Origin of the sequence: Haloglomus halophilum, assembly GCF_024298885.1 — an archaeon.
Lineage (GTDB): Archaea > Halobacteriota > Halobacteria > Halobacteriales > Haloarculaceae > Haloglomus > Haloglomus halophilum.
The window spans coordinates 3246696-3267206 of the sequence record NZ_CP101166.1 but is presented as its reverse complement, the minus strand read 5'-3'; the positions used below and the strand labels follow the sequence as shown (position 1 = coordinate 3267206).

23 protein-coding genes and 1 tRNA gene are annotated in these 20511 nt (G+C 66.5%); 17 read left to right on the top strand and 7 right to left on the bottom strand.

The genetic code is table 11. From position 1 onward, the window contains the following. Positions 1–53: 53 nt before the first annotated feature. Positions 54–2405, bottom strand: a complete 2352-nt coding sequence (locus tag NL114_RS15955; RefSeq protein ID WP_254821905.1) for a restriction endonuclease PLD domain-containing protein — start codon at positions 2403–2405, stop codon at positions 54–56. A 203-nt stretch (positions 2406–2608) separates the two neighbouring features. Here NL114_RS15955 and NL114_RS15950 point away from each other — a divergent pair, with 203 nt between their 5' ends. The 8 genes from NL114_RS15950 to NL114_RS15915 all read left to right on the top strand — a co-directional run bounded on the left by NL114_RS15950 (position 2609) and on the right by NL114_RS15915 (position 9342). Continuing rightward, positions 2609–2854, top strand: coding sequence for a UPF0175 family protein (locus tag NL114_RS15950; RefSeq protein WP_254821904.1), 246 nt, complete (start codon positions 2609–2611; stop codon positions 2852–2854). Further along, complete coding sequence (locus NL114_RS15945; RefSeq protein ID WP_254821903.1) at positions 2844–3341, top strand: PIN domain-containing protein; 498 nt, start codon at positions 2844–2846, stop codon at positions 3339–3341. Before NL114_RS15950 ends, NL114_RS15945 begins: the two co-directional genes overlap by 11 nt. A gap of 120 nt (positions 3342–3461) precedes the next feature. Continuing rightward, the gene (locus NL114_RS15940) at positions 3462–4520 is read left to right on the top strand and encodes a hypothetical protein (RefSeq protein ID WP_254821902.1); all 1059 of its coding nucleotides are present in this window, start codon (positions 3462–3464) and stop codon (positions 4518–4520) included. 243 nt (positions 4521–4763) lie between these two features. Continuing rightward, positions 4764–5645 carry an NOP5/NOP56 family protein gene (locus NL114_RS15935; protein ID WP_254821901.1) on the top strand — a complete coding sequence of 294 codons (882 nt, stop codon included), beginning with the start codon at positions 4764–4766 and terminating at the stop codon, positions 5643–5645. Next, positions 5642–6280, top strand: coding sequence for a fibrillarin-like rRNA/tRNA 2'-O-methyltransferase (locus NL114_RS15930; protein ID WP_254821900.1), 639 nt, complete (start codon positions 5642–5644; stop codon positions 6278–6280). The genes NL114_RS15935 and NL114_RS15930 overlap by 4 nt, the downstream gene beginning before the upstream one ends. Before the next feature lie 599 nt (positions 6281–6879). Beyond that, a complete protein-coding gene (locus NL114_RS15925) occupies positions 6880–8064 on the top strand; it encodes a glutamate--cysteine ligase (RefSeq protein WP_254821899.1) in 1185 nt (394 codons plus the stop codon). A 168-nt stretch (positions 8065–8232) separates the two neighbouring features. Beyond that, the gene (locus tag NL114_RS15920; protein WP_254821898.1) at positions 8233–8757 is read left to right on the top strand and encodes a winged helix-turn-helix transcriptional regulator; all 525 of its coding nucleotides are present in this window, start codon (positions 8233–8235) and stop codon (positions 8755–8757) included. 57 nt (positions 8758–8814) lie between these two features. After that, positions 8815–9342, top strand: coding sequence for a phosphopantetheine adenylyltransferase (locus NL114_RS15915; protein ID WP_254821897.1), 528 nt, complete (start codon positions 8815–8817; stop codon positions 9340–9342). Between the two features lies 1 nt (position 9343). On the opposite strand, the gene NL114_RS15910 is transcribed toward NL114_RS15915, so the two are convergent. Next, entirely contained in the window at positions 9344–9652 is a 309-nt protein-coding gene (locus tag NL114_RS15910) for a transcription initiation factor IIB family protein (protein ID WP_254821896.1), read from the bottom strand. A 119-nt stretch (positions 9653–9771) separates the two neighbouring features. On the opposite strand from NL114_RS15910, the gene NL114_RS15905 reads away from it, so the two are divergent. The 3 genes from NL114_RS15905 to NL114_RS15895 all read left to right on the top strand — a co-directional run bounded on the left by NL114_RS15905 (position 9772) and on the right by NL114_RS15895 (position 10869). Continuing rightward, positions 9772–10119 carry a hypothetical protein gene (locus NL114_RS15905; protein WP_254821895.1) on the top strand — a complete coding sequence of 116 codons (348 nt, stop codon included), beginning with the start codon at positions 9772–9774 and terminating at the stop codon, positions 10117–10119. Between the two features lie 79 nt (positions 10120–10198). Then, positions 10199–10738 (top strand): MOSC domain-containing protein, encoded by a 540-nt coding sequence (locus NL114_RS15900; protein ID WP_254821894.1) that lies wholly within the window; start codon positions 10199–10201, stop codon positions 10736–10738. A 47-nt stretch (positions 10739–10785) separates the two neighbouring features. Beyond that, a tRNA-Leu gene (locus tag NL114_RS15895) sits at positions 10786–10869 on the top strand. 255 nt (positions 10870–11124) lie between these two features. Here NL114_RS15895 and NL114_RS15890 read toward each other — a convergent pair. Continuing rightward, positions 11125–12192, bottom strand: a complete 1068-nt coding sequence (locus tag NL114_RS15890) for a hypothetical protein (protein WP_254821893.1) — start codon at positions 12190–12192, stop codon at positions 11125–11127. A gap of 170 nt (positions 12193–12362) precedes the next feature. After that, positions 12363–13667, bottom strand: a complete 1305-nt coding sequence (locus NL114_RS15885) for a YncE family protein (protein WP_254821892.1) — start codon at positions 13665–13667, stop codon at positions 12363–12365. 298 nt (positions 13668–13965) lie between these two features. Here NL114_RS15885 and NL114_RS15880 point away from each other — a divergent pair, with 298 nt between their 5' ends. After that, positions 13966–14217, top strand: a complete 252-nt coding sequence (locus NL114_RS15880) for a hypothetical protein (RefSeq protein ID WP_254821891.1) — start codon at positions 13966–13968, stop codon at positions 14215–14217. Between the two features lie 98 nt (positions 14218–14315). Continuing rightward, complete coding sequence (locus NL114_RS15875; RefSeq protein ID WP_350355378.1) at positions 14316–15506, top strand: lycopene cyclase; 1191 nt, start codon at positions 14316–14318, stop codon at positions 15504–15506. 40 nt (positions 15507–15546) lie between these two features. Here the strand turns inward: NL114_RS15875 and NL114_RS15865 are convergent, their stop codons facing one another. After that, positions 15547–15927 carry a hypothetical protein gene (locus NL114_RS15865; RefSeq protein WP_254821890.1) on the bottom strand — a complete coding sequence of 127 codons (381 nt, stop codon included), beginning with the start codon at positions 15925–15927 and terminating at the stop codon, positions 15547–15549. A gap of 286 nt (positions 15928–16213) precedes the next feature. Here NL114_RS15865 and NL114_RS15860 point away from each other — a divergent pair, with 286 nt between their 5' ends. The 4 genes from NL114_RS15860 (at position 16214) to psmA (ending at position 18962) form a co-directional block, all read left to right on the top strand. Beyond that, entirely contained in the window at positions 16214–16900 is a 687-nt protein-coding gene (locus NL114_RS15860; RefSeq protein WP_254824725.1) for an RNase P subunit p30 family protein, read from the top strand. Continuing rightward, complete coding sequence (locus NL114_RS15855; protein WP_254821889.1) at positions 16884–17582, top strand: class I SAM-dependent methyltransferase; 699 nt, start codon at positions 16884–16886, stop codon at positions 17580–17582. Before NL114_RS15860 ends, NL114_RS15855 begins: the two co-directional genes overlap by 17 nt. A gap of 7 nt (positions 17583–17589) precedes the next feature. Beyond that, positions 17590–18123, top strand: a complete 534-nt coding sequence (locus tag NL114_RS15850; RefSeq protein ID WP_254821888.1) for an Rpp14/Pop5 family protein — start codon at positions 17590–17592, stop codon at positions 18121–18123. A 68-nt stretch (positions 18124–18191) separates the two neighbouring features. Continuing rightward, positions 18192–18962 (top strand): archaeal proteasome endopeptidase complex subunit alpha, encoded by a 771-nt coding sequence (gene psmA / locus NL114_RS15845; RefSeq protein ID WP_254821887.1) that lies wholly within the window; start codon positions 18192–18194, stop codon positions 18960–18962. Between the two features lie 509 nt (positions 18963–19471). On the opposite strand, the gene NL114_RS15840 is transcribed toward psmA, so the two are convergent. Together NL114_RS15840 and NL114_RS15835 are read right to left on the bottom strand one after the other, a co-directional pair. Next, positions 19472–19867: an FAD synthase family protein gene (locus tag NL114_RS15840; protein ID WP_254824724.1), complete on the bottom strand. Its 396-nt coding sequence runs from the start codon at positions 19865–19867 to the stop codon at positions 19472–19474. Positions 19868–19956: 89 nt separating this feature from the next. Beyond that, entirely contained in the window at positions 19957–20484 is a 528-nt protein-coding gene (locus tag NL114_RS15835) for a JAB/MPN domain protein-containing protein (protein ID WP_254821886.1), read from the bottom strand. Between the last annotated feature and the right edge of the window lie 27 nt (positions 20485–20511).

Sequence of the window (20511 nt, the reverse complement as noted above, 5' to 3'; positions counted from 1 at the left end):
TTGCTATCAGGTTGGGAATATCGCATGGTGTCATAGCGAATACATCGCTACGACTATCGGCCGAGCAACCGGGAGAGCAACCCGCCACCGCTGTCCTCCGACTGGTCGCTCTGTGCCTCCTCAGGGCCGGTTTCTTCTGGCTCATCCTCGTCTTCACCAGCCTGTTCGGCGACCCCTTCGAGTAGTTCGTCCACGGAGTAGCCTACCCACTCGGCGAACGCCTCGGGGTCACCGATGAATACGTCGCTGCCGGATTGATCCGACATGAATCGCTTGCTCAGGCGCTTTTCGTAGTCGAACACCTCGTACTTCTCTCGCTTGAACTTCGCCTCGATTCCGTCGGGCTCTGGCTCGAAGGTGACCCTCCCGCCGCGGATGTCTCGCTGCCACTTCATCCGACCAGTGTCGTACGTCTTCTCGGCTGGCTTCTCGGCGGGGAAGTAGTCGGGCTTGGGGCGGTCTGCTTCCTCGTAGAAGTCGTTGAGGATGTGCCGGACATCTTCAATCGTGCCCGTGCCGTCGGTCCACGGTTCCTCCCGAACCATCCGACGTGCGACGTATGAGAAGATGGGGTTCTCCTGCTCCAGCACCTCGGACAAGTCCTCCTGCGCCTCGTGGAAGCCCGGGTCCTCCGGGTTCGATGGGAAGGAGACATCCATGTTCAGGATCTTCATCCGATTGCGGAACTCCGACTTCGGGAGTGCGTCGTTCGTGGTGAAGATGAGGCAAGGCTGGTCGACGCTGGTTGGGGTCCAGTCACTCCAGTAGTTCCGGATCGCTCCCCAGTCCTCGATGCGGTCCTTCTCCGCGTCGATGATAGCGTACGGGAAGCAAGTGTCCCACTCTCGGACGCCCCGTACTTCCTTCACTCCGATGCTGTCACCATCGACTCCAGAGGTGACCATGTTGTCCGAGAGCAGTCGAAGGATGTACTCGGTGAGCTTGTCCTTTCCGGCGTCAGACTTGCCCTGGATGTAGAGGTGCTGGAGGACGTTGTCGAGGGTCCGTGACGGCGATGAGAGGCTCTCCGCGTACTGGTTGGCGAACGGCGCCCAGAACCCGTAGAGGAACGCCTCGTACATCTGCGCCATGATGGCCTCGGAGTTCTGTGTGTAGCCGTGGTCATCGACTGTCTCGAGGTACTCCTCTATCGTCGATAGGCAGTGGTCCAGAACCTCCGGATCGGGCGACTCCGTCGCAACTAGGATCATGTCCTCTTTCTCCCCGATGACCACCTGATTCGATTCCGGTAGCACCGTCATCGTCGGAATCTTCGTGGACTCCTTGACCTGCTGGTTGTAGGCACTGAGTGGCGCCATGATGGAGTGATCCTCGACGGTTGCGCCCTTGTCCTGAAGGCTGGCCCCGAACTCGTCAGCGGTGTCTGGGTCGACCCGGTTCGTCCCGATACGGACGCGTCGGTCGGGGGCACGAACGCGTGGACGGTCGAGGGAATCACCCAGCCCCGTCTCGTGTGCCGACTCGACCAGCCCGATGTCGGGAGACTCCGCCGGCTCGTTTCCATCTGAAGCAGATTCTGGTTCCCCGTCGTTGGCTTCACCAGAATCGTCGTCGGTAGACGCCTCAGTTGTGCCGTCGCCGTTGTCCGCTCCCGATGGTTCGACGACAGACCGGTCGGCGTTCTCCGGTTCTTCCACGAACGCGACCGTCTCGTCGGCCTCGTCGGGATCCTCTACGACGGCGGTCACGTGGTCCGCTACCTCCTCGAGGTCCTCGATAGCGTCCTGATTGAGGGCGGCCGTGTCGCTTAGCTCGAGGTCGCCAGCTCCGACCCAGTACTCGATGCGTTCCTCGCGCTCCTCGTTGGAATCCGCCTCCTCTAACGCCTCGACGAGTCCCTCGAGTAACGTTTGGCTGCTGTACGTCTCGCGGTACTCGTCGATAAACTGGAGGAACTCCTCGTCCAGTTCGGTTCCGACTTCCGTCGTGATGACCGAGATCTGGTTCGTGTGGTACTGCCAGGAGTTAACCGAGAGGTTGGCCGAGCCGTGGATGAGTTTCACCGTCTCGTCCGGCATCACCACGCGGTACATCTTCGAGTGAACCGTCTTCTGGTTCTTGAGGCGGACGGTCAGCCGGTCCTGCTGGCGGAGGTCGACCAGTTCCCGGGCCGTCGCCACCTCATTCACCTGTTCGGCGTAGTCATCCGCGTTGCCCACGAGGACGTCCAGGGAGCCGATGTCGTACTCCGTGAGCATCCGCACCATCAGCTCGGGCGTATCGGCGTAGGTGATGGCGTCGACGTGGGCGGCCCCCTCGAAGATGTCAAGGAAGTCCTCGCGCCGCTTCACCATCGCGAGCCGGTAGCTGGCTGCCCCGGAGCCGTAGAACTCCGGCATGTCCGCGAACCGGTCGAACGATATGTTGGCGGTGACCTCTTCCATGGCGTAGTTCTGGGTGAATGCGCGGAAAAAACCGTGCCGCGGGCTGGAACTGTTAGTTCCGATTCCCCTGGTGGACACCATTCACTCTCTTCTCGCTGAGACCTCATACAGTAGTCCAGTCGGGTACCGACCGAAACCACGGATATACGACGGGAATTAGGCGGCGGCCAAACACTCAATAGCCGAGTTGTCCAACGTCGAACATGGCCACCATAGAAATCGATGACGAGGTATACGAGGCGCTCCAACTTCCCGAGGGTGAGCGCTCCGAGGTGGTGAAGCGGGAGCTGGCGGTGTCGCTCTACTCCCAGGACGTGCTCTCGTTCGGCAAGGCCCGCGCGTTGGCCGGGATGTCGAAGCGAGAGTTCCAGCAACTCCTCGGCGAACGCGAGATTCCCCGCCACTACGGTGAGTCGGAACTCGCCGAGGATGTCGAGTATGCGCAGTGACGAGCTCATCGTTGCCGACACGTCTCCACTACTGAACCTCGCGCTCATTGGCCGATTGGATCTTCTCGAGTCACAGTTCTCAGGTATCACCGCCCCAGAGCAGGTCTGGACCGAACTCACAGAGGGTGAGGAGGGACTGGAGGCGCTCCAAGAGCTACGCGAGCAGGGGTTCCTGACGATCATTCCGGTCGATCGGTCCGACCTCTTCGTCGAGATTGTCCACGAACTCGATATCGGCGAGACAGCAGCAATCTGCTACGCCGTCACCGAGGGGGCAGGTTTGCTCCTGATCGACGAGCGGGATGGTCGCCGTGTCGCGCGGCGGCACGGCCTGTCCGTGACAGGCGTGATCGGTATCCTTCTTCGCGAGGCAAAGCACGGCAACCTCGATATCGAGGCCGAACTCGATGCCCTCCGCGAGGCGGGGTTCTGGATATCCGACGAACTTCGTGCGGATGTCATCGCTGCAGCGGACGACGAATCCTGAACCCCGAATATCGGATATCTGTCACCATCACCATCCCACGTTTATATACCTAATCCAAATTCAGTGGATCGGGCCGGATGAGAAGAAGTTCTTTCAAGCATAGTGGACGATGGGGCGGCTATGCCTATCTCAGACGGAGAATTGGAGGAACACTATCACGAGTTTACCGAACAGGCTGGAGAGGCGTTCACAACTGAGCGTATCGAGAAGAAACAGGAGTTCCCGGATCTCGTCTCTGAAGAGCGCGTCACCGATTTTAATGAGGGCGATATCCGGGAACTCGTCCGGAACCTCTGGGCCTTCCGTGGGTGGACGAACAAGGACTACCTCGTTGGGGAGATCCTCGAAGACGGAATCGAGAACGTACGGTCACGTTTCCACGAAGCGCTCTATGAGACGGACGATATCGCGAAGAAATTTGACATCCTGACCGAGGACGTGAATATGCTGGGTCCGGCAAGTATCACGGAGATTCTTACCTTCCTCTATCCTGATGAGTGCGCGATTTATAATCGGCGGGCCCGTGAAGCATTACAGCATCTCGGCTACGACGTTCCCTCGCGACTTTCCAGTGGTGACCAGTACATCGATTTCCTTGAGACAGTAAATGAGGTGAAGGAGCGATTAGACGAGATCGAGACAGAATCTGGAGGCGTGAAAATCGAGGATTTGATCGATGTTGACTACTTCCTCTTTTACGTCTCTGAGTTGGATCTCGATGAGGAAGATGGTGAAAAGGAGAGCGAGACCCAACCTATCCAGGACTTCGACCATGAGGAGTTCAAGGGGAAGCTTCTGGAAATCGGTGACGGCCTCGGCTTCGATGTTGAAGAGGAGTATGAAGCAGGGCCCGGCGCCCGACTCGACGTGCGGTGGAGTACTCGCGTCGCAAATCTCGGGGTTATCGCCTACGCTTTCGAGGTCCACCGGAAGGGGAGCCGTGATTCTGCGTTACTCAACCTGATGAAAGCACAGAACTCCGATCCAACGCTCCAGAAGCTGGTGATCGTCTCAACACAGGACGAGATTGATAAATTCAAAGATGAGGCCGATGCGATTTCTGCGGATCTCGCGAAGTCGTTAGCCTATTTTGAGGCTGGCCAAGTGCAGAAGGCGGAGGAGCACCTCGCTGATCTCAAGGACATCCTCCAAACAGCAGAACTGATGGTCGACGTGTAGATTGCAGGAGAGGGGATTGTATCTTTATCTAATAGGTCGCACAGAAATGGACTTGTTCGATGGATATTGCGCCGGATGGATAGCTGCGACACCACAATTCGACTATTCGAGTCTACAACAGTCCGGACATCTCTACGCTACTGGACTACTCGACAGAGTGCGTTAACCATGGCTGCCGGTTCCCTGCGCCAGTATGAACCCGTCTCCAATACGTCTATGTGACCCACCGCGCAACGACGCGCCATGGACGGCACCGCTTCCTCGGACGAAGGCTGGTTCGAGGGGATCGACCGCGACGACGAGGAAGCAGCCGCTGAGGCCATCCGTGATGGCACCGCGGACACCCCAGATGACTGGCCAGCACGCGCGGTCGAGTCGGGATTCGCTGCCGACGAGAACGATTATTACGAAATCTTACACGACGCGAGCATGGCCGCGACGCGGGCCGCGGTGCAGGAGTACGAACGGTCGGATGACCGACAGTTGCAGCATAGTATTCGGGCGATGGACGACTGCGAGCGGGTCGCGAACGAACTCGCCGAGCGCGTCGCCGAGTGGGGAAGTTCACTGGTCGCTGACCCGGGCGCCGGCATCGAGTTCGCCCGCGAACTCGCCGAGCGCGACCCGGAACCAGACGAGCGCCGCGTAGTCGAACTCGCCCGGCGCGTCCGTGACCTCGACGACGAGGCAGCCGACCTCCGTGCGAGCATCGAGCGAACCGCCCCGGAGGTCGCGCCCAACCTCTCGGCACTCGCGGGGCCCGTGCTCGCCGCGCGGCTCATCGCGCTCGCCGGTGGACTGGAGACGCTGGCGCGCAAGCCCTCGGGGACGCTTCAGGTACTCGGCGCGGAGGAGGCACTGTTCGCGCACCTCCGCGGCCGGGCGCCGTCGCCGAAGCATGGCGTCATCTACATCCACGAGGCCGTGCAGAACACACATCCCGACGACCGCGGGTCGGCGGCGCGCGCGCTCGCCGGCAAGCTGGCTATCGCCGCTCGCGCCGACCACTACACCGGCGAGCGCCGGCCGGTACTGGACGAACAGCTCCGTGACCGCATCGCGACCATCCGGGCGCGGAAGGGCGACGACGGTGACGACGCAACGACCGGAGGTGACGACGAGTGACGCCGACCCTGCCCGAGGGGGTCGAGCGCCGGCCGTTCGACGGCGAGGAGCGGCTCGCCACGCGCGGGCCGCCGGTCTACGGGGAGCCGACCGACGGCGACTGGCGCGCGTGGGACACCGGCCGGTCGAAGCTCGGTGCGATGCTCGGCCGGGGACTGGACACGGGACTGGCGGGTGGCGAGACGGTCCTCTACCTCGGCGCGGCCGCGGGGACGACCGTCTCACACGTCGCCGACTTCGCTGGCCCCACCTACGCCGTCGAGTTCGCCCCCCGACCCGCACGTGACCTGCTGGACGCCGCCGAGCCCCGGCCGAACCTCTTTCCGCTGCTGAAGGACGCCCGCGAACCGGAGACGTACGCACACGTCGTCGAACCCGTCGACGCCCTGGTGCAGGACGTGGCGACGCGCGGGCAGGCAACGGTCGCGCTCCGGAACCGCCGGTTCCTCCGCGAGGATGGCCGGCTCCTGCTCTCGGTGAAGGCCCGGAGCGAGGACGTGGTGGCCGACCCGGACGACGTGTTCGACCAGGTGCTGTCCGACCTCCGGAAGGGGTACGAGGTGCTGGAGACCGAACGGCTGGACCCCACCCACGACGACCACCTTGCCGTTGTTGCGCGTCCGCTGAGCGAATAACAGATGGAAATGCCAGGTTAAGTCAGGAAGAGTTATGTTCAAAACCTATGCCGAGGATTTGCCAGTAATATTCTGCATTTCTGGATAATATGGCCGCGAACACCAGTCAGTCCAACCGGCGCGTGCTGGCGGCTGTGCCGAAGGCCAGCCGCCTCTAAGCACGCGAGGGCCGAGAAGCGTCGTCCGAGAGAGCGTCGCTCTCTCGTGATCTCGAAAATCTTCGATTTTCGGCGACAGAGCGGGACTCCGTACCGCTTGCAGTCGGACGTAGTCCGACGACAGCGTCAGCGAGCATCACAGGCGGCTGGGGAGGTGAGAGGCCCACGGCTGCTGACTGACCAACGCGCGGCCCTGGCGGAATCGAAGGGCGAGCGCTCTCGGCCCGGTGAGACGAAGCAAGCACCGCAGCCGAGCGACCGAAGGGAGCGAGGCGAGGAGCACAGCGAGTCGCAGCCGGTCGAGAGCGCGAGGGCTTCGTAGATGCCCCGGTCGTCGCTGTCAGCATGAGAGAGCGCGAGGGATTCAGAATCAAAACGCTCGTGTCCGTACCGCGTCGCCGACGGTGAGATTTAACCGCCCGGGTCGTCTCGATGCGAGCGATGGAGACGGGCGACGACGCCGGGGCCGACGACCAGAAGCAGGGAGCGACGGGTTCGGCCGACGCGTTCGACCGGCTCGGAACGCTCGGCATCGAGGAGGAGTTCTACGTCGTCGACGAGGACGGCCGGCCGACATCGGGGACGGACACGCTCGTCTACGACTCGACACCCCCCGAACTCCTCGAAGGGCGGCTCGACCACGAACTGTTCAAATGCGTCATCGAGACGCAGACCCCGACCTGCGAGTCGCTGTCGGAGGCACGCGAACAGGTCCGCGCAGTCCGGGCGGCGCTCGTCGAGCACGCCAAGGCCCACGGCTACCAGATCGCGGCGGCCGGACTCCACCCGGCCGCGAAGTGGCGCGAACTGGAGCACGCCGAGAAGCCCCGATATCGGTCGCAGCTCGACCGTATCCAGTACCCACAGCACCGTAACACGACCGCGGGACTGCACGTCCACGTCGGCGTCGACGACGCGGACAAGGCGACCTGGATCGCCAACGAACTCCGGTGGGATCTGCCCGTCCTGCTGGCGCTGTCGGCGAACTCGCCGTACTGGAACGGATTCGACACCGGACTGGCGTCGGCGCGCGCGAAGATCTTCGAGGCGCTCCCGAACACGGGCATCCCGACCGCCTTCGGCTCGTTCGAGGAGTACCTCGACCTCGAGCGGCGGATGGTCGAGCTGGGGAGTATCGAGGACCGGGGTGAGCTCTGGTACGACGTGCGCCCGCACTCGGCTCACGGGACCGTCGAGGTCCGCACCCCGGACGGGCAGGCCGACCCCGAGCGCGTCATGGCGTTCGCCGAGGCCGTCCACGCGCTGGTGCTGGACCTCGCCGAACGGTACGCCGACCGGTCGGACCCGTGGGCGGCCTACCGTGGTGGGAGTCAGAGCACCGACGCGGCCGCGAGCGACGAGACACCCGGCCACCGCCGCGAGACGCTGGACGAGAACAAGTGGCGGGCCATCCGTCGGGGACACGGCGCCTCGTTCATCGACCGCGACGGCGATGGGACCATCGGCCTCGGCGAGGCGACCGACCGGCTGGCCGACCGACTCGGCGTCGAGGGCATCCGGCGGCTGTACGAGTCCGAGAGCGGCGCCGAGCGGCAACGCCGACTCCGCGAGGAGGAGGGACTCGATGCGCTCTGTGCGGCACTGCTGCTGGATCCGGACGAGTGAGGGGAGGGCTCCAGGAGCGGCAGCCAGCGGTCCATACCGGCAGAGGGTGGCACCCGCTGAATCGCTCCTCGGGTCGTAACTCCCCTCAGACTCGGGATTCCACCCGTGGCGCCGAGACAGACGTTGGCTTTTTATCCGGTGATTCCCTCGCCTCGCGATAGACCCGATATGTCTGCCGAAGAGAGCCCTGACGACGGGGATATCCCAGAGGACGGGGAGGTGGCGGTCCGGGACGCGCTCGAGGAGCGGAGCGCCTCGTTCGACGACGGTATCGTCGACCTGCTGGCGTGGGTCCTCGACACCGAGACACGGGCCCGGATATACCTCTATCTCCGACAGCATCCGGACAGCACCTCCGAGGAGATCGCGACCGGAACCGGACTCTACCCGTCGACGGTCCGGGAGGCGCTGGCCGAACTCCACGAGGATGGGAAGGTCGAGCGCCGCAAGCGCGAGGCAAGCGGCGCCGGCAACAACCCCTACGAGTACACCGCCCAGGCGCCCGCCGACCTCGTGACGAGCATCGTCGACGGCGTACAGAACGAACTCAACACGGTGTTCAATCTGGACCGCCACCTCGGCGAGGCCGAGGCCGAGGCCGATGACGAGCGGGGCCCTGTCACCATCAGCGTCGGTGTGGAGGGCGAGGCGAACGCGGGCACCGAGGCGGGTACCGAGGCGGACGACGACTGACCGCCGCAATGAACCTGTTGGGGAACGACTAAACCGCCGGCACGCCACTCGCGGCGTATGCAGGTGGTGCTGGGCGGCACGTTCGACCCGATCCACGACGGGCACCGTGCGCTGTTCGAGCGGGCGTTCGAGCTCGGCGACGTGACCGTCGGACTCACCAGTGACGACCTCGCCCCGAAGACGCGCTCGCAGGAGCGCTACGTCCGCCCGTGGACCGAGCGCCGGGCGGACCTCGCCGCGGAACTGGCGTCGTTCGCCGCCGAGTACGACCGCGAGTACACCATCCGCGAGCTGACCGAGCCGACCGGCGTCGCCACCGAACCGGGGTTCGACGTGCTCATTGTCTCGCCCGAAACCCGGGACGGCGGCGAGCGCGTCAACGAAATCCGCGAGGGGAACGGGCTCGACCCGCTCGACATCGAGGTGGTCGACCACGTTCCCGCGGAGGACGGCGAGGCCATCTCCTCGACACGCGTCGTGACCGGCGAGATCGACGAACACGGGAACCTCACGCCCGAGCGCGAGGGGCGTGCGAGTCCGGCCGATGCCGACGTCGAGACCAGCACGGACGCCTCCGAGGACTGACTCACCAGCCCGGCGGCTCCAGCCCGGCCTCCTCCAGCAGTGACTTCCACCGCCCCTGGACCGTCAGCCGCGAGCACCCCACCGCGTCGGCTACCTCGGACTGCGAGCGCCGGTCGCCGGCCATCAGCGCGCCCGCGTAGACGGCCGCCCCGAGGACGGCCCGCTTCGACCGGTCGGTGTCGGGGTTGACACTCAGGAACAGGTCCGCCGCCCGACTCCGCGCGTCCGTGCCGAGGCCGAGCCGGTCGGCTGCGGTCTCCAGCTCGGCCAGCCACTCCTCGTTGTCCACCTCGTCGGACGCGCGGTACACGGACGCCTCTCGGTCGCCGGCGTACTTGAATCTCCGGCCCCGGTCGCAACTCGACGCTCGCTCCCCACGGATGGGAACGGACACGGTGTTTTATCTCCCGGGCACGCACCCGGTCATCTATGATCGAAGAGACGCTACCAGAGCGGCCGTTCCAGCGCTTCGTCCTGCTGGCGGTCGCCGACCTGGCGCTGGACGACCGAGAGCCGGTCCACTCCTTCGTCGTGCGCGAGCGATGTACGGCTCGCACGGCGGACGTGACCTGCGCGGAGGGTGGCGTCGAGCGTGCGGCCGTCCTGCGCGTACTGGAGTCGATGACCGGCGACGGCCCGCTGACCGAGGTGGAGGCCACCTCCCCCGTCGGCAAGGGTCGCCCGGGCTACGAACTGGACCCCGACCCGACCGCGGTCGTCGACGGGCTCGTCCACGACAGCACGGTCGGCGACTACGCCACGTCGCTGCGGGACTGAACCGGCTATGGGGGCGTGGTAGCCGGGGCGCGAACGCCTGGCCCGCGACGCTTTTGCACGCGCGGACTCTCGAATCCGTATGGACGGCCACGTCGAACGCATCCGCATCGCCGGCGAGGACTCGGCGCCGATGGAGTCCGTCGAATCGGTGGAAGCCCGCCCGGGCGGCCTCGTCGGTGACCGCTACTACGAGGGGACCGGCTACTACTCCCCGTACGACGTCTGCGAGGTCACGTTCGTCGCGGCCGAGGCGCTGGAGACCATCCGCGAGGAGTACGATATCGACCTGACCGACGGGCGCCACCGCCGGAACGTCGTCACGCGAGGCGTCGACCTGCACGACCTGCTGGACCACCGTTTCAGCGTCGGTGAGGTCACCTTCGAGGGGACCCGACCGCGGCCGCCCTGCGCACACGTCGAGCGCGTGGCCGACGAGGAGGGCGTGATGGAGGCGCTCACGGAGGGGCGCGGCGGTATCTGCGCGGACGTGGTCGACGGCGGCGAACTACGCGTCGGTGACGAGTTCGGCGTTCCCGAACCCGCGAACCCGGAGCCGTCGAGCATCGCGCGGGCGATGCGTGAACGCGCCGACGAGCGGGCCGAGAAGCGCGTGGAGTGACGGCGGAACGTCAGGTTCTTGCCGCCCTCCGGCAGAGATGGAGGTGCGCGCGGGTAGCCAAGCCAGGAAACGGCGCAAGGCTTAGGACCTTGTCTCGTAGGAGTCCGCCGGTTCAAATCCGGTCCCGCGCACTGAGCGAGGGAGCGTAGCGACCGAGCGAAGGAGCAGGGCCGATTTGAACCCTGGAAGACGCGCGCAACGAAGTGAGCACGTCTTCCTCCGGTTCAAATCCGGTCCCGCGCATGACCGTCTCGAAGAACGTGAGAGACGTGTCTGGGCACGGCCGGATTTGCAACCCTGCAAGTCACAGCCCGGAACGGCGCGAAGCGCCGCCTGCCCGGAATGTCTTGATCCGGTTCAAATCCGGTCCCGCGCATCGGGCGACCCTACGCCAACGTCAGGTTCCCGTAGTAGACGGTGAACTTGAAATCGCTCTCACTGGCTGCGTTGTGATAGTAGATATCGTCCTCGTTTCGGATATATATCTGGAATCTCCACGCCGAGGAATACTGCTCCCGACTCATCTGCCACGTATGTGCGTTACTTCGAATCCTCCCGTCGAACGCGGTGTTGTCGGGGTGTGAGCGCCGGCTACTCCCGAAGACGTAGCTGAACGAGAGGTCGTCCCCGGCATCGGCCCACACCTCGTCGACCGTCAGGGAGACGGTGGTGTCGTCGGAGACGACGAGTTCGTCCTCGACCGAGACCGTATGGCTCGCCTCACCACCGTCCGCCGCATCCCAGACGAACGTATGCCCGAAGTTGTCGGTCACGCGCCGTATCTTCGGCATCTCGCTCTCACCGACGATCTCGGCGTTGTTCTCGCCGGGCGGGTTCGTCGTCCCGGTAGGGGTCGGCTGCCCCGACGAGACAGTCACCTCGAATCTGGAGTTCAGGTCCCCCTGTGGCGCTACTCCGTACGTGGCAGTGTTGTCGAAGACGAGGAAGTACGTGCCGGGAGAGACCTCGATACTGCTGTCGATGGTGTCGATGTCGGTCGCGGTCAGGGCCCCGGTGGGGAGGGGTTGCTCCCCCGACTGATAGCTGGCGAAGACGCTCTCCGAGCGAAGGAGGAAGACATCCATCCGGGCCGTACTCTCCCCCGTTATCTCGAGTTCACTTGGGGCTTCGATGCGCAGTTCGCGGTGTGCGTACTGGCCGGCTTCGAGGACGACCTCGAACGAAACCGCCGTCGTCGACGTGGTCTCGGTTCGGTTCAGTTCTCGGAACGGGTCGTCCGCCTGTTCGTGTCTGCGCGAGGGAGCCTCGGTCGTGACCGGTGTGTCGGTCGCTGTGCCGGTCGACGTATCTGGCGGCGTCGCATCCGGGCGTCCCGCTGGCCCACCAGTGCACCCGGCCAGCCCTGTCGCGAAGACGCCGGCCGAGAGACCCAGGAGACGGCGGCGGGTTGCTCTCACCGGCTGGTTCTCGCTGCTAGCCGACTCGTGGTTCATCTACTACGTGCAGGTTCGACCACCGCACACTAACCGTTTGCGCGCCCCGGTCGAACCACCGGGGCGTCCGGTGTGGCTTTCCGCGCGGCACAGCGCGTCCAGCTCGGACCCGAAAGCCCTGTCTGCCGAGTGAATCCGTCGCGCGGAGTGGGACGGAGCTTCCGTATCGTCTAGTCACTCCGCGACGCCAGCCCCTCCAGCGCCTCCGTCGGTACCTCGGAGTACTCCGTGACGTGGGGCTGGCGGTCGGTCGGCGCGCGGCCGACGATCTCCTGGGACTCGTAGTCGATGGCGACGACCTCGTTCCGGCCCCTGACGGGGACGAACGCGCGGTCGCCGGTCGGGCCGGTCTGGACCCAGTACGGGTGCTCGCCGACGGGGATGGTCGCGAGCAGTTCGAGGTCCGAGCGGCGGACGATGAACACGACGTAGGAGGTCGTTCCCGCGACGGCGATGTACTCGTCGTCGCCGGAGAGCCCGATGCCGTGGTGAGCCGACTGGAGCGGGTAGTCGCTCTTGCTCTCGGGGACGTGCTCGGTCTTCGGGAGCTCGACCGTACCCGTGATCTCGTCTCTCACGATGTCGTACTCGTAGAAGCCGTGGAAGTACGACTCCTGGACGTATATCTTCCGGCCGTCGCCGGTGATGGCGATGGGGCGGACGCCCTCGTCGAACTCGACCGTCCGAAGCGGGAGCATCGTCTCGGGGTCGATGAAGGTGAGCCGATGGCCCAGCGGGTCGCCCGTGCTCGAATCGTCGACGACCATGTTCCCGAGGCTGCCGTTGACCAGCACCGGGTTGCCACCGAACGCTGGCAGCTCGTGGTAGTGGTTGCCGTGTGGGAAATCGCGGGCCGGCGCGCGGCCGACGACGGTCCCGGTTCGGGTGTCGATCTTGTCGATATGGTCGGTCGTGAGGTCGGAGGTGAACAGGTAGCGCCCGTCCGTCGAGATGACCTGGTGGTCGGCGCGACCGCCGTCCATCTCCGTCTCCCAGAGCTTCTCCCCGGTGGCGATGTTGACCGCGACCACGTCGCCCGCGTGGCCACGGGCAGCGTAGACGGTGCGGCCGTCGGGCGAGACGTTAGCGTGTTCGAGGTAGTTCGTCCGGGCGAAGGAGTTGACGAAGCGTGGCTCGATGTCGTCGACGACGTCGCTGGCCGGGTCCTCGCTGCCCGGGTCGGGATAGACATCGACGGTGCCGTACGTCTCCAGCGAGTGCGCGTCGATGAGGGTGACGGAGCCGTCCCGTGCACAGGACGTGAACATCACGTCGCGCGTGTCCTGTCGGGCGCCCTCGGCTACGCCGGGGACCGCTCGGCGGCCCGCGGCCGTTCCCGCAGCCACCCCGACTGCGAGGGCACCCGTGGTGGCTCGCAGGACGCCCCGGCGGGTGGTACCGCGGTGAGAATCGTCTCCGGTATCGTCTGTGCGGTCTGTGCGTCGCTCGTCGGCCGTCGCTGTCGACTCGTGCATGGATGCGTTCGACCACGAGGGACCACGCCGTGTGGCCACCCGCAGTTCTCGACTCGAACATCCCGGTATCGCAACCTATCCGTTCCGCCCGGTATCCGGGAGCGTTTATATCACACCGGAGTCCCGACTCCCGGAGCGAGTCGGGCCGAATGCTCAAATCGACGATGTATTCAGGAGACGCCCACAAAAACAACCGCCAGTAGCCGGCGCTTGTGAACTTTTCTGGAACATACGCGCACCGATTCCAAAATATCAAAATGAATATGTATCTGTGGCCAGGTCGCCGCCCGTCCCGGGTATGAAGCCACTCCCGGACGGAGCGCATCGACTCGCGATGGCCCTGGTACTGCTCGTCGGAGCCGTGGCCGGCCTACCACTGGCTGCGGCCGACCCCGGGCACACCGGCCCGCACGGCCCCGGGACTGGACCGGACACCCCGACGCCGCCCGGTGAGGAGATGGCCGACCCGGACGAGCGGGACAGGGGAGCACCCGAGCGGACGCGGGAGCCGGAACCGCCGCAGCGATGCACGCCGCCATCGACCGGATGACCGCTGTCCGAGAGAACCTGCTGGTCTGAGTACGCGAGGGCGTGTCAGCCGCAGTAGCGCCCCGATACTTTTGCGGATTCCGTGCTATTAATTCACACATGGCTATTGCACGCCACGGCGCTGGTCCGACGGCTGGACTCCAGGCGCTGGGCTCGCAGGTCCATCCGGTGTTCATGCTGCCGCCGCTGGCCGCCAGCGCGTTCGGTGCCGTCCTCGCCGGAACAACCCGTCTCGGTGCCACCGACGTGACGCTGGCTCCACTCGCGCTGGTCGCACACCTCGTGGCGGTCTTCTTCGGCCTCTACACCGCCCACCTGAAGGACGGCTACGTCGACTTCCACATCCGGAGCGAGGACGACGACCACCCGCTCACGGCCCGTGGCTGTCGACTGGCGCTGGCCGGCGCGACGGTCGGGTTCGCGTTCGCGCTGGCCGGAGTGGTCGCGGTCGCCGGCCCGGTCGCGGGACTCCTGACCCTACCGGGATGGGTCATCGGCTACCTGCACGCGCCACAGTTCGACACCAACCCCGTGACCGCCACGGCAGGCTACCCCACCGGCGTGGCGCTGGCACTCCTCGGCGGGTTCTACGTGCAGGCGGGCACGCTCTCGCCGGCCGTCCTCGCGTTCGCCGCGGTGTTCGTGGTCGCGCTCTCCGGCGTGAAGGTGGTCGACGACACCAAGGACGTGCTGTACGACCGGTCCATCGGGAAACGGACGGTCGCGGTGGCGCTGGGGCCCCGCCGTGGGCGCGAGATCGCCTTCGGGTTGATGGGGCTCGGGATGTTCCTCGTGGTCGCGTTCGCCATCGACGGCCTGTTTCCGACGGGTAGCGTACTCGCGACGGTTCCGTTCGTCGTCGTGGCCGCGCTCGCGACCCGCGGGGACCCGGAACTGGCGACGATGCTGCTCATCCGGGGTGCGTATCTCTTCCTGGCCGTCCTCGTGGCGGCGGTCTGGTTCCGGCCGCTCGCGGGCGTCCCCTTGCCGGACATCGGCGTGCTGGGGCCGTACACCTATCTCGCGACGGAGGCGCTCTTCGGCACGGGCGCGTTCGCCCTGCTGTGGCGGGCGGGCGCGTGGCGGGCGGCCGCCCGGACGGTGGTCGTCCTCTACCCGCTCGCGTACCTCTGGGACTGGTACACGCTGGAGGTCGGCGTCTTCGCGATTCCGCTCCGAACGGGCGTCGAACTGCTCGGCATCCCCCTCGAAGAGCACCTGTTCATGCTGGTAGTGCCGGCGTTCGTCGTCGGGGTCCACGAGTCGCTACGACACGACACCGACGGGTGAGAACTGGACAACCCCGGACCTCCGGAACAACCCCGGCGCACTACGGGTCGGGGTCGACCATCTGCTTCACGAACACCAGACCGAACAGCAGCACGCCGAGGCCGAACGCCCCCTCGACGAGGGAAAGTGCGGTGAACCGGTCCAGCACCACCGCGAGCCCGAATCCGAGGAAGACGACCACCGGGACAATCATCCCGCTGATGACCAGCGGCAGGTCGGTCTCGCGCTTCAGCGCGACCATCGTGAACATCGACATGCCGAGCGAGACCGCTGCCGGGGCCGCGACCGGGAGCGGCAGCTGCCGGATGACGGCCAGGAGCGGCGCCGGCGCCACGAGTAGACCCGCGAGGCTAGCCTCCCCCGCGATGCCGACGGCGACGCCGGCGAGTGCGGCGACGGCGGCGACTCCGAGCTTCCGCATAGCCGGGGGTTCGGCCAGGGGATTGTAACCGCTTGCACCACCGTGACACCGTCCAGTGCCGGTCACGCTACCGTGACACCGTCCGGCGCCGGTCATCCCACCGACACGCCCTTGCCCGCCCCCCGCATCCGCCGAGGTGATGACGGACGACGACGGTAGGGACGCACCGCCGAATCACCCCGACCCCGACGCCGACGCCGACGGGACCGACGAGGGCTCGGCAGCCGCTGGTGGGCCGTACGCTGCGGTCCACGCTCGTCCCGAGGGGGACGCGACGGTCGCCCGGATGGCCCTGACCGCGGCCGAGTCCGGCTACGCCGGCGTCGTCGTCCGTAACCACGGGGACGCCGACGCGACGCCGGTCGAGGAGACGCCCGAGGACCCCGGTGGCGGCGCCTACGCTCCCGACCGCGTCATCGACGCGTACGACATCGACGTGGTGCCGGCCGTCGAGATACGGACGGACGACCGCGGGCAGGCCGGCACGCTCCTCTCGCGGTACCGGGACGAGCGCGTCATCGTCTGTGTCCACGGGGGGTCGCTGAACCGCTGGGCGGTCGAGGATCCACGCGTGGACGTGCTGGCGCACCCGACCCGCGGTGAGGGAGACCTGAACCACGTGCTGGTGAAGGCGGCGGCGCGGAACGGCGTCCGACTCGAGTTCGACCTCTCGCGCGTGCTCCGACGAACCGGGGGCAAGCGGGTGCAGGCCGTCAGGGGGCTCCGCAAGCAACGGGAGATCGTCGCCCACTACGACGCCCCGTTCGTCGTGAGCGTGGACCCGGCCTCGTATCTCGAACTCCGGTCGCCACGCGACCTCCGGGCGGTGGGCGAGGTCGTCGGGTTCGACCCCGAGCAGGTGGCGGCGGGGCTCCGCGAGTGGGGGCGACTCACCGCGCGCAACCGCGAGCGACTCGGCGAGGATTTCATAGCCCCCGGCGTCCACAGGGGTCGGTATGAAGAAGTCGATTGACGAGCACGCCGCGCGGTTCGACGAGGCGGCCGACTCCTACGACGCGGACAAGTCGGCCGAGTACGAGGCCTGCGCGGGGCTCGTCGTCGAGCACGCTCGCGGCACCGCCGAGAGTGCGATGCGCCCGGCACGCCCCCTCCGCCCGGACGACGTGGTGCTGGACCTCGGGACGGGGACGGGCGCCATCGCGCTCGCGCTCGCGGGCCACGCCGGCCGAGTCGTCGGTCGCGACATCAGCGACGGGATGCTGGCGAAGGCACGCGAGAAGGCGGACGGGCAGGGCGCCGACAACGTCAGCTTCGGCAACGGGACCTTCCGGGAGCCGGGCTACGAGGGTCCCGTCGACGTGGTCGTCTCGAACTTCGCGATGCACCACCTCTCGGATGCGGAGAAGCGCGAGGCCATCGACATCATCGCCGACCTGGCCCCCCGGCGCATCGTCCTCGGCGACGTGATGTTCTTCGGCGAACCCGACCCCGACGAGCCGTTCTACAGCCCGGAGGTCGACGACCCGGCCACCGTCGGGGTGCTGTGTGACGCGTTCACCGACGCGGGCTACGCCGTCACGGCCGTCGAGCTGGTCCACGAGCAGGTGGGGGTCCTGGTCGCCGACCGGCTGGAGACCGACGCCGCCGCCGACGAGGGGTTCTCGGACGAGCCCGTCGGGATGAACGAGGACTGAGCGGCCCGTGAAGCACCTCCCGAAACACCTCCGTCCGCGCTGGCGCTACCTCGCCGTCGAGCTGGAGTCGCACCCGGAGGCGACGTTCGGCCGCGAGGCGCTCCAGCGGGCCATCTGGTACGCCGCGGGCAACCTGCTCGGCGACCCGGGGAGCGCCGACGCCGACCTGTCGGTCGTCCGGTTCGCGCGGGGACGGCCGGAGGCGGACGAGGACGGTCACGCCAGGGACGAGGCGGGCGCGGAGGCGATCGCAATCGTGCGCGTTCGCCGCGAGGAGGTCCAGCGCGGCCGGGCCGTGGTCGCCTGTCTCGACGCCGTCGAGGGGGCGCCGGTCCGGACGCGCGTCCGCGGTGTCAGCGGGACCGTGCGAGCCAGTGAGGAAAAGTATTTGAATCGGCCGCGAGCAGGAACAGGGGACCGAACGGTCGCGTTCGCGGGGGCCGACCGCCGGGCGTGGACCCGTGGCCGACGGGTCGACGTCGAACTGGCGGGCGGGCACGCTGGCGCGACGGAACTCGACTACCAGGGCTCCGACGGCTGACGACGCGCGGCATCTCCCGGTACCGACCTCGGAGCCGAGACACCCCACAACGACACACCACACAGAACATGCAGGGACAATCACAACAGCAGGCGTACGACCGCGGTATCACCATCTTCTCGCCGGACGGCCGGCTCTATCAGGTGGAGTACGCCCGCGAGGCGGTCAAGCGTGGCACGGCGAGCATCGGCGTCCGGACGGAGGGCGGCGTCGTCCTCGCCGTCGACAAGCGTATCCGCTCGCCGCTGATGGAGCGCAACTCCGTCGAGAAGCTCCACAAGGCCGACGACCACATCGGTATCGCGAGCGCGGGCCACGTCGCCGACGCCCGCCAGCTCATCGACATGGCCCGTCGCCAGGCGCAGGTCAACCAGCTCCGCTACGGCGAGCCCATCGGCGTCGAGACGCTCACGAAGGAGGTCACCGACTTCATCCAGCAGTACACGCAGGTCGGCGGCGCACGCCCGTTCGGCGTCGCGCTCATCGTCGGGGGCGTCGAGGACGGCGAACCGCGCCTCTTCGAGACCGACCCCTCCGGGACCCCCTACGAGTGGCAGGCCCTCGCCATCGGCGCGGACCGCGGCGAGATCGAGGACTACCTCGAGGAGAACTACGACGAGTCCGCGGACCTCGACACCGGCGTCGGGCTGGCGCTCGGCGCGCTCGCGTCGGTCAACGACGGGAAGCTCACCCCGGAGGGAATCGGCGTGGCCGTCATCCCGTCCGACACCGCCCAGTACGAGGACCTCGACGACGCGCAGGTCGAGTCGTATCTGGACGAACACGGGCTGCTCGACACGGGCGAGGAGGACGAGGAGGACGAGGAGGACGAGGAGTAAGCCGACTCGCACCACCTTTCTGCGACGCCCGCGGCGTGTTCTCGGAGAAACAGCGACGCTGCACGCTCACCCGTCAGTCCAGTGGGCGCGCGCTGGCGGCCGTGCCCGCAGGGCCGGCCGCCGCCCAGCGCGCGAGGGCTGAGCATCGAAGCGAGCGAAGCGAGCGAGAAGCGCAAGCGGGTGGGGAGGCGTGAGGTCCACGACTGCCGACTGACAAACTGCGGGCCTTGGCGGACTCGAAGGGCGAGCGCGCTCCGGGTCAACTGACGACGCAAGCACCACAACGGAGAGAGCGGAGCGACCGGAGTGAGGAGCGCAGCGAGTCAGGGGCCCGGAGCGGGCGAGGGCTTCGGAGGCGTCTCCGTCGCCACTGTTGGCCACATTGAGATACCACTAGGCATAAAATCAAAAACTCCACGATAACACCACAAATCTATTTATAAGAATGCAGAGAGTTGATTACGTACCCAAGGTTAGATATACCATAGAGATCGAGAGCTTCTACTCGCCTAGCACCGCTCCTCGCAGATGCGGTCGAAGATACGCCCCGTCGACAGCAACTCGCCCTCGAACCGTGGTTCCCGGCCGCTCGCGCGTCGCACGTCACAGTCCAGCCCCCGACCATCCAGCGCCGCGCGCACCCCGTCAGCGTCGTGGTGCTGGTCGTGACCCAGCAGGATGCAGTCCGGGTCGATGCGCTCGATGGGGACGAAGAAGTCCTCCAGATGCCCGAGATGCGCTTCGGTCACTGGCTCCAGCGCGTCGACCATCTCGCGGCGCTGCTGGTCGTCCAGCACGGGCGGTTCCTTGTGGGTCACGTTCTCCGAGCGGGCGATGATGACGTGGACCTCCTCGCCCAGCGCGGCCGCCTCGCGGAGGTAGTGGAGGTGGCCCGGGTGGAGGATATCGAAGGTCCCCTGCGCGACGACGCGCTCGTACTGAGGGAGCGTCTCCGCGTCGCGGGCGTCGCCGTCCGTGCCCGCGCCGTCGCCACTCACCAGCCATCCCCCCCGTCGAAGCGGGTGTCGCGCTCGTCGGCCTCCTCCCGGAGCTCCTCGTCGATGTCCGCCTGCGTGAAGTCGAAGAACTCGTCGTCGGGCAGGTCGACGTCGAGCACCTCCAGGTCCCGGGGCTCGCCCTCGCGGTCGAACGCCTGCCAGTCGTGGCGGCCGTACGGATAGCCGATGATGATGTGGACCTTCCCCTTCCCGAAGGTCATCAGGTCGGCGTCGGAGGGTTTGAGGACGCCGTTCGGGTGGGAGTGGACGGACCCGGCGGACTTGATGCTGTTGGGGACCATGTACTCCTGGACGGTGGCGCTCGTGGGGTTCGACTCCGTCCCCGGGATCACGAGCACGTCCGTGATGACGGTGCCGTCCCGGTCGAGGCCCAGCCGCGAGGCGTCCTCGCCCCGGAGGAAGCCCATGTACTCGTTGGGGTGGGCGTCCTCGGAGGCCTCGAGCGCGAACTCGAGGGCGTCCTCGGCGATGCCGATGACCCCGCTCGACCGGAACAGGCGCATACCCGAGGTCCGGTCGGCCGATGATTA